The sequence below is a fragment of the Sphaerotilus sp. genome (assembly GCF_041083715.1).
In the GTDB taxonomy this organism is placed as follows: Bacteria; Pseudomonadota; Gammaproteobacteria; order Burkholderiales; family Burkholderiaceae_C; genus Sphaerotilus.
Map to the genome: position 1 here is coordinate 1 of NZ_JBFPGY010000321.1, position 6,189 is coordinate 6,189.

The following is a 6,189-nucleotide window of genomic DNA, read 5'->3' on the forward strand; positions in this document are numbered from 1 at the left end:
TGGAGGCCGCGGCCCAGCGTGCCGGGCTCACGGCGGCCTCGCATCCCGCGCTCCACCGGTGGTTGCAGGCCATTCACGCCCGACCTGCTTGGCAGCGGGCGCTGGCGCGGGGCGGGCCGTACGCCTTCGCCTGAACGCCTCCGTGAGTCGGACTTTCCGGAGTCGGGTGGCCGAGCCACTAGACTCCCCCGGATGCCTATGCCCCACCGATCCGTCTCGCCAGTCCGCATCGCCGTCATCGGCGGCGGACCCGCCGGCCTCATGGCCGCCGAAACCCTCCTCGCCGGTGGCGCCCGCGTCGAGCTGTACGACGCCATGCCCTCCGTCGGCCGCAAGTTCCTGCTTGCCGGCAAGGGCGGCCTGAACCTCACCCACGCCGAGCCGGCCGCCACCTTCCGCGCCCGCTACGCCGAGCGCCAGCCCGAGGTGTCGGCCTGGCTCGACCGGCTCGACGCCGACGGGCTGCGCGCCTGGGCGGGCGAACTGGGCATCGGCACCTTCGTCGGCAGCTCCGGCAAGGTCTTCCCGGCCGAGATGAAGGCCGCGCCGCTGCTGCGCGCATGGCTGCACCGGCTGCGCGTGGCCGGTCTGACGCTGCACATGCGCCACCGCTGGAACGGCGCGCTCGTGCCGGCCACCGAGCCTGGCGCCAGCCGCTGGCAACTCACCTTCGACGCGCCCGCCGGCCCGCAGACCACCACGGTCGACGCCGTCGTGCTGGCCCTCGGCGGCGCGAGCTGGGCGCGGCTCGGCTCGGACGGCGCGTGGCAGCCGTGGCTGGCGGGGCAGGGCGTGGACGTGCGCCCGCTCGCGCCATCCAACTGCGGCTTCGACATCACTTGGAGCGAGCACCTCCAGGGCAAGCAGGCCGGCGCGCCGCTCAAGGGCGTGCGGCTGACGTTCACCGACCGCCTGGGCCGCCACTTCAGCCGCCTCGGCGAGGCCGTGGTGAGTGCCGACGGCATCGAGGGCAACCTCGTCTACGCGGCCTCGGCCCTGCTGCGCGACGAGATCGCCGCCAACGGCCATGCCGACCTGCACCTCGACCTGCTGCCCGCCAAGGACCTGCCGACGCTGACCACCGCGCTGGCCAAGGGCCGTGGCGCCCGCTCGATGCCCAACCACCTGAAGGAACAGGCGGGGCTGACCGGCGTGAAGGCCGCGCTGCTGCGCGAGGGGCTGGACGCGGCGCAGTGGACCGCGCTGTGCAGCGATCCCGCCGCGCTGGCGAACCGCATCAAGGCGCTGCCGCTGCGCCTGACCGCCCCGCGCCCGATCGACGAGGCGATCAGCAGCGCAGGTGGCGTGCGGCTGGAGGCGATGGACGCGGGGCTGATGCTCGCGGCGCTGCCCGGCGTGTTCTGCGCGGGCGAGATGCTGGACTGGGAAGCGCCGACCGGCGGCTACCTGCTGACCGCCTGTTTCGCCAGCGGCCGGGTGGCGGGGCAGGGCGCGCTGGACTGGTGGGGCGCTGCCACTCAGGTCGACTCTTCGCCGTAAACCAGCCGCGCCGCGCCGCCTGTCTGTGTCTTCCACCACAGCAGCGCGGCGTCACTCGGAAAGAAGCGCACCGCCGGCCCCAGGTCCACATCGCCCACCGCCATCTCGCGCTGGATGCGCAGGCGGATCGACACGCCTTGCGGCCGGGTTTCCTCGCCGTACTCGGACGGTGCGCCCGGCTTGGCGGGGTGTTCGGCCAGCAACTGCTCCAGCGCCGGCAGCGTGTCCGTCACGGGCACCAGCAGGTGGCGGGCGCTGCGGCTGCGGGCCGTGGCCAGGTCGCTGATCTGCTGCACGTTGAAGCGCAGCCCGCCGCTGAAGCGGTCGTTCTGCACCTTGCCTGTGAGAATGAGCAGCTCGTCGTCCTTGAGCTGCGCCAGGTGGGCGTTGAGCAGCTCTTCGGCCACCACCGACTCGATCGAGCCGCTCTTGTCGTCGAACTTGAAGATCGCTGCCTTGCCGCGCTGTCCGTTGACGATGCGCAGGTCGGCGACGATGCCGGCCAGCGTCTGCGGCTCGCGGCTGTCCTGCGCGTCGCCGATGCAGCGGCGGGCGAACTGGCGCACCTCGGACTCCACCTGGTCGAACAGGTGGCCCGAGAAGTAGTAGCCCAGTGCCACCTTCTCGTGCGTGAGCCGGGTCTTCACGTCCCAGGTCTCGGCGACGGGGTAATCCGGTTCGCGGGTCGAGCTGCCGTGGTCGTCGCCGAAGTCGAACAGGCCGCACTGGTCGGCGTGGGCGGCCTGTGAATCGGCGTATTCGAGGGCGAGGCCGACACTGGCGAGCAGCTGCGCGCGGCCGTCCAGCCCGAGCGGGTGCAGCTTGTCGAACGCGCCGGCCTTGATCAGTGCCTCGATGACGCGCTTGTTGAGGCTCTTGCGGTCCACCCGCGCCGCGAAATCGAACAGCGAGCGGAACGGCCCGCCCTCGCTGCGCGCCCGGATGATGGCTTCGATCGCGCCCTGGCCCGTGCCCTTGACGGCGCCCAGGCCGTAACGGATCAGCTTGTTGCCGGCCTTGCCCGGCGCCGGCTCGAAACGGTAGACGCCGAGGTTGACGTCGGGCGCCTCGAAGGCGATCCCGAAGTTCTTCATGGCATCGTCGCGCAGCACCTTGAGCTTGTCGGTGTCGTCGAGTTCGATGGTCATGTTGGCCGCGAAGAACTCGGCCGTGTGGTGGACCTTGATCCAGCCCGTGTGGTAAGCCAGCAGCGAGTAGGCGGCGGCGTGCGACTTGTTGAAGCCGTAGCCCGCGAACTTCTCCATCAGGTCGAACACCTCGTCGGCCTTGTCCTGGCCGATGCCCTTCTCGGCGGCGCCCTTGCGGAAGATCTCCCGGTGGGTGGCCATCTCGTCGGCCTTCTTCTTGCCCATCGCGCGGCGCAGCATGTCCGCGCCGCCCAGGCTGTAGCCGCCGAGCACCTGCGCGGTCTGCATCACCTGTTCCTGGTAGACCATGATCCCGTAGGTCTCGGCGAGCACCTGTTCCACCAGCGGGTGCGGGTACTCGACCACCTCGCGGCCGTGCTTGCGCGCCACGAAGCTCGGGATCAGGTCCATCGGGCCGGGGCGGTAGAGGGCGTTCAGCGCGATCAGGTCTTCCAGGCGGCTCGGCTTGGCGTCGCGCAGCATGCGCTGCATGCCGCCCGATTCGAACTGGAACACCGCCTCGGTCAGCCCGTCGGAGAACAGCCGGTAGACCGCGGCGTCGTCGAGCGGGATGGTCTCGAAGGCGAAGTCCTTGCGGTGCTCGTGGCGCGCCACGATGAAGTCCTTGGCGAGTTCGAGGATGGTCAGCGTCGCCAGCCCCAGGAAGTCGAACTTCACCAGGCCGATCGCCTCCACGTCGTCCTTGTCGTACTGGCTCACCGCCGAGTCGCTGCCGGGCTGCTGGTACTGCGGACAGAAGTCGGTGATCTTGCCGGGGGCGATCAGCACACCGCCCGCGTGCATGCCGATGTTGCGCACCATGCCTTCGACGCGCATCGCCAGGCTCAGCAGCTCGGCGACTTCCTCTTCGTTCTGCTCGCGCACCTCCAGCTCGGGGGCCTCCTTGCGGGCGTAGATGACGCCGCTGTCCGGCTCGGCCGGCACGCGGGCCAGCGTCACCGACTTGCCTGGCGGGGCGGGGATCAGCTTGGCGATCGAGTCCACATGCCCGTAGCCCATGCCGAGCACGCGCCCGATGTCGCGCAGCGCCGCCTTGGCCGCCATCGTGCCGAAGGTGGCGATCTGGCTCACGGCAGCGCGGCCGTAGCGGTCCTTCACGTAGTCGATGACGCGGTCGCGGTTGCCCTGGCAGAAGTCGATGTCGAAGTCGGGCATCGACACCCGCTCGGGGTTGAGGAAGCGCTCGAACAGCAGGTTGTATTGCAGCGGGTCGAGGTCGGTGATCGACAGCGCGTAGGCCACCAGCGAACCGGCGCCCGAACCCCGCCCCGGCCCGACCGGACAGCCGTTGGCCTTGGCCCAGCGGATGAAGTCCGACACGATCAGGAAGTAGCCAGGGAAGCCCATCTTCAGGATCGTGCCGATCTCGAATTCGAGCCGCTCGACGTAGCGCGGGCGCGCCTTGTCGCGCTGCTCGGTCTTGGGGTAGAGCATGGCCAGACGCTGCTCCAGCCCTTCGAACGAGAGTTCGCGGAAGTAGTCGGCCATCGGCATGCGGCTGCCGTCGGCGAGTTCGGGGGTCGGGAAATCGGGCAGCTGGGGCTTGCCCAGCACCAGCGTCAGGCTGCAGCGGCGGGCAATCTCGACCGAGTTGGCCAGCGCGCCGGGCAGGTCGGCGAAGAGGGCGGCCATGTCGGCCTGTGTCTTGAAGTGCTGGTCGCGGCTGAAGCGCTTGACGCGCTTCGGGTTGCCGAGCGTGTCGCCTTCGGCCACGCAGACACGCGCCTCGTGGGCATCGAAATCGTCGGCTTCGAGGAACTGCACCGGGTGCGTGGCGACCACCGGCAGTTTCAGCTTGGCGGCCAGCGGCACGGTGGCGCGCACATTGGCCTCGTGACCTGCGAGCTGGGCACGCTGGACCTCCAGATAGAAGCGCGTCGGGAACATCGTTGCCAGCCGCTTCGCCAGATCGCGTGCTTTGGGCAGATCGCCTGACGCCAGCGCCTGCCCGATGCAGCCCATCACGCCACCAGACAGCACGATCAGTCCGTCGCCCAGTTCCTCCAGCCACGCCCATTTCACCCAGGCCTGGTTGTTGCGCTGCACATTGGTGATCCACGCCCGTGACAGCAGCTCGCACAGGTTCAGATAGCCCTGGCGGTTCTGGACCAGCAGCAGCAGCCGCGATGGCGGGCGGGCGTCACCCGCGGTGGCCGGGCCTTCGGGTTCGAGCCAGATGTCGGCGCCGATCAGCGGCTGCACGCCTTTCTTGCGGGCTGCGTTGTAGAACTTGATGGCGCCGAAGAGATTCGACAGGTCGGTGATGGCCATGGCTGCCTGGCCGTCCTTGGCTGCGGCCTTGACCGCGTCATCGATCCGCAGGGTGCCATCGACGACGGAGTACTCGGTGTGGGTGCGCAGGTGGACGAAGTTCATCCCGGAATTGTAGGCAGCCGTGTCACCCCCCGGATGGATGTGCCGGATATGCCGGAAAGTGCCGTTTAACGCGCGCGCCCAGAATTGAGAATATCGCAAAATGGCGCCGCTTTCATCCCTCTGTTTCTGGTGCACTCCGGGCCCATTCGGGGTAAGTTGACCGGCTGAACGCCCTCACCATCTGCGCACGTCGTTGCCGATTTCGAGCAGCAGCGACACGGACGATCTGTATTCAAGGCTTGACCATTCAATGAATCATTTGTTTCTCGGGCTCGGGGGAGCCGGTGTCCGGGTCTGGCAGGCGCTGCAGCGGCGTCTGCAGTCCCGGGTAGAAGGAGCGCCCGCCAGTCGCCGGCCAGCCATCGAGGCGGTTCTGCTGGACACCGATGCCCGCATGCTGGCCGACAACGCGCCTGGTTGGCGCGTGCTGGGGGTGCGTGCCATGCCGCCTGCATCCCAGCGGGTCCTGCTGGGTGCCGACACCGAGGCGCTGGCATCGCTGCTCCAGGCCCGCACCGAACTGCGCTCCACCGTGGCGCCGGATGGCCAGGGCTGGGCCGCCCGCCTGCAGCAGCTCGGTGCCTTCGATGCGCCGCTGTCGCGGGTCGGCGAGCGCCTGCCAGGCTGGCCGACGCGCCGGCTGGGCCGGCTGCTGCTGGCGCTGCACCAGGCACGCGTGCGGTGCGCCGTCGATGCAGCGGTGCAGGCCCTGCAGGCGCGCACCAGCGACACGGCGCTCACCATCCACGTCGTGGCCCACCTGGGCGGCACGACTGGCGCTGCCCTGTTGCTGGACATGCTGGCGCTGCTGCACCGGTATCCGCCCGCACTGCGCTGCGTGGTGCAGGTCCACGTCGAACTGCCTGACCACGACAGTGCCGGCCTGCACCCGGCGCCGCTGGCCGAGGTCCAGGCCTATGCCGCGTTGCGCGAGCTGCAGGCTGCTGCGCAGTCGGGGCTGTTCGAGCTGTGTTTCCTGGGCGCGATGACCGACGAGCGCGGGTTGCAGCCCTTCGACGCCGCTGGCAGGGAACACCGGTTGGCGGACTGGCTGTTTCACCGCATGGCCGAGGCGTCGGATCCGCTGTCGGCGCCGGTGCGTGCGCCCGGTGCGGGACGCGTCGGCGAGTTCGCCGCCTTCGGC

The 6,189-nt window shown here is 69.7% G+C and carries 3 protein-coding genes; 2 read left to right on the forward strand and 1 reads right to left on the reverse strand.

All coding sequences use genetic code 11. The features are described 5' to 3' along the window. The first annotated feature begins 192 nt into the window (after positions 1–192). Entirely contained in the window at positions 193–1,500 is a 1,308-nt protein-coding gene (locus AB3X43_RS14985; RefSeq protein WP_473965134.1) for a TIGR03862 family flavoprotein, read from the forward strand. Here AB3X43_RS14985 and dnaE read toward each other — a convergent pair. Next, entirely contained in the window at positions 1,479–5,045 is a 3,567-nt protein-coding gene (gene dnaE, locus AB3X43_RS14990; RefSeq protein WP_369430667.1) for a DNA polymerase III subunit alpha, read from the reverse strand. The genes AB3X43_RS14985 and dnaE overlap by 22 nt on opposite strands. A 250-nt stretch (positions 5,046–5,295) precedes the next feature. On the opposite strand from dnaE, the gene AB3X43_RS14995 reads away from it, so the two are divergent. Then, on the forward strand, positions 5,296–6,189 hold an 894-nt coding region (locus AB3X43_RS14995), incomplete at its 3' end, for a tubulin-like doman-containing protein (protein WP_369430668.1).